This window comes from Leisingera sp. F5 (assembly GCF_001593695.1).
The window spans coordinates 1-2,750 of sequence record NZ_LUKH01000350.1 but is presented as its reverse complement, the minus strand read 5'-3'; the positions used below and the strand labels follow the sequence as shown (position 1 = coordinate 2,750).

Annotated in this window: 4 protein-coding genes; all 4 read left to right on the top strand. The window is 65.1% G+C overall.

Annotated features, from left to right (window positions below; all coding sequences use genetic code 11):
• The first annotated feature begins 227 nt into the window (after positions 1-227).
• Positions 228-851, top strand: coding sequence for a LysE family transporter (locus A2I95_RS30115; RefSeq protein ID WP_291735783.1), 624 nt, complete (start codon positions 228-230; stop codon positions 849-851).
• 71 nt (positions 852-922) lie between these two features.
• Complete coding sequence (locus tag A2I95_RS30110) at positions 923-1,828, top strand: DMT family transporter (RefSeq protein WP_027256923.1); 906 nt, start codon at positions 923-925, stop codon at positions 1,826-1,828.
• Between the two features lie 110 nt (positions 1,829-1,938).
• On the top strand, positions 1,939-2,502 hold the full coding sequence (locus A2I95_RS30105; protein WP_027256924.1) for a DUF4202 domain-containing protein: 564 nt from the start codon (positions 1,939-1,941) through the stop codon (positions 2,500-2,502).
• Positions 2,503-2,608: 106 nt separating this feature from the next.
• The coding region (locus tag A2I95_RS30100) for a peptide-methionine (R)-S-oxide reductase (RefSeq protein ID WP_291735786.1) at positions 2,609-2,750 on the top strand (142 nt) is incomplete at its 3' end.

The window sequence follows — 2,750 nt, the reverse complement described above, 5'->3', positions numbered from 1 at the left end:
AGCCGACAAGGTTGTGAAAATGACCATTGCAAAAGCGTTGAAAGACAGCGTGAACGGCTGATACCGGCGATAAACCGGACGGTTTCAGGGCTGCCCCCGGGGGCGGCCCTATTCTTTTGCCTGGCAGGGCCGCCCCTGCCAAGAGTCCGTCCGCCGCCGCAGCGTTGCTGCTTGCCTTTGCGCCCCCGCAGGCGCACCCTCCTGTCAATGACCGTGGGAGGGCCGCAGTGGAAAACGTGAACCTGGTACTGATCATGGCCGCCGCGTTTCTGGGCGCCGCAAGCCCCGGCCCGGCCACGCTCACCATTGCCGGCACGTCCATGCAGCATGGCCGCAAGCCGGGCCTGGCGCTCGCCGCCGGGGTCTGCACCGGCTCGCTGATCTGGTCGGTCTCCGCGGCCTTCGGGCTTGGCGCCGTTATGCTGGCCAATGCCTGGATGTTCGAAGCAGTCCGCTATTTCGGCGCCGGCTATCTGATGTATCTCGCCATCCGCTCGGCACGGTCGGCCCTGCGGCCTGGCGCGCCAGAATTGCGCGCCTCCGCCGTGCCAACGCTGCGGAGCGCTTACGGCAAGGGCCTGGCGCTGCACTTGACCAATCCCAAGGCCGTGCTGTTCTTCGGGTCGCTCTATGCCATCGGCCTGCCGGCAGGCACGCCTCTGTCCGCGCTGCTGGTGGTGATGGCGGCGATTGCCGTGCAAAGCACCCTGATCTTCCACGGCTACGCGCTGCTGTTCTCGAGCAGCACTGCCAGCCGAATGTACCTCCGCCTGCGCCGCGGGTTCGAGGCGCTCTTTGCCGCCACCTTCGGCGCCGCCAGCTGGCAGATTCTGGTGGCCCGGCTCAGCTGATCCCGGTTCATCCCGGCTTGATCTCCACCCGCAATTCCCCGAAGGTCCGCCGCGGGAGAAAGGAATTCACGATGGATGCGCGCGCTATTGCCATGGGGCTGGCCTTTGCCCTGATGTGGTCCTCCGCCTTCACTTCGGCCCGGATCATCGTCGAGGATGCCTCCCCCTTGTTTTCCTTGGCGGTGCGGTTCCTGATCTCCGGCCTGATCGGCGTCGCAATTGCCCGCGCCATGGGGCAAAGCTGGCGGCTGACGCCGGGCCAGTGGCGTGCCACGGTGATCTTCGGCATCTGCCAGAACGCGCTGTACCTCGGCCTGAACTTCGTCGCCATGCAGTGGATCGAGGCCTCGCTGGCCGCGATCATCGCCTCCACCATGCCCTTGCTGGTCGCACTGGCCGGATGGGCACTATTCGGCGAACGGCTGCGGCCCCTGGGCTATGCCGGATTGGCGGCAGGCGTCCTCGGCGTGGCTCTGATCATGGGCACCCGCCTCAGTGCCGGGGTGGACCTGTTCGGAGTGGTCCTGTGCGTGATCGGCGTGCTGGCGCTGACCATTGCAACGCTGGCTTTGCGCGGCGCCACCTCAGGCGGCAATTTCATGATGGTGGTGGGGCTGCAGATGCTGATTGGCTCTGCCATTCTGTTTTTAGCAGCCCCGCTGACCGAGGAAATCTTCGTCCGCCCTACCCTGCGGCTGGCGCTGGCCTTTACCTATACCACGGTGGTGCCGGGGCTGATGGCCACCCTCATCTGGGTTATGCTGCTGAGCCGCATCGGCGCGGTGCGGGCCGCCACCTTCCACTTCCTCAACCCGGTATTTGGCGTGGCCGTCGCCGGCGCGCTGCTGGGTGAAAAACTGGGGCCGCTCGATGTGCTGGGGGTGGCCATTGTCACCGGCGGCATTCTCGCCGTCCAGCTTGCCCGCCAGCCTGCCCTGCCATCAGCGGCGCTCTCCCGCACGGCAAAACAGGGCTGACGCCCGTTCCCGCCCGTTGGGACCGGCATGCTTGACGGCGTGCGGACCGTTGCAACCTTCCGCGCTTCCGCTTTACTCTGATCCTCAATGACCCAGCAGGAGAACGCCGCATGAGCGCGCAATTGACCCAGGTGCTTGTGGCCATCGACGCCGCCAACGCCCAGGACCCCAACCAGGAGGGCGGCCAGCCTGCCGCGCTCCTTTACGGCCAAAGGATGAGCGCAGAGCAAGCACGCCTGTTCCCCGACGCCTCCGAAGCACTGCAGGTTGCTGCCCGCGGCCAGCATGTGGAACGCTGGAAGTTGCAGCGCAGCAGCTACCCTGAAGGCCGCGCCGGTTACCTCGCCTGGCGAAAGGCAGAGGCTGAGCATCACGCGCAGGTGGTCACTGCCCTGATGCAGGAGGCAGGCTATGGCGCAGACTATACGGAGGCCGCCGCCCGCATGCTGCGAAAGGAGGGCATCAAGCGCGACACGCAGGTGCAGGCACTGGAAGACATCATCTGCTTTGTCTTCCTGAAATGGTATTTCGCCCCCTTCGCCGCCAAACACCCGGCGGATAAAGTGAAGCGCATCGTTGAAAAGACCGCCCTCAAGATGTCGCCTGAGGCCCGCGCCCGGGTGCTGACAGAGTTCGACCTGCCCGGAGATCTGGCCGGCGCCTTCGCCGCCTGACAAAACCCGCCCCCGCACACGGCTTTGCGAGCCGCCTGTAACAGAGCATTGCATTTGCGCCCTCACACCCCATGTTCTGCGACAAGCAAACAGGCGGGAGGACACCATGACCAAATACACCAAAAATCCGGACGCCATTGCCGCCCTCTCCGAGGAAGAGTTCTATGTGACCCAGAACGCGGGAACAGAACGCCCCGGCACTGGCAAGCTGCTGAGTAACAAGGAGCCTGGCATCTACGTCGACATTG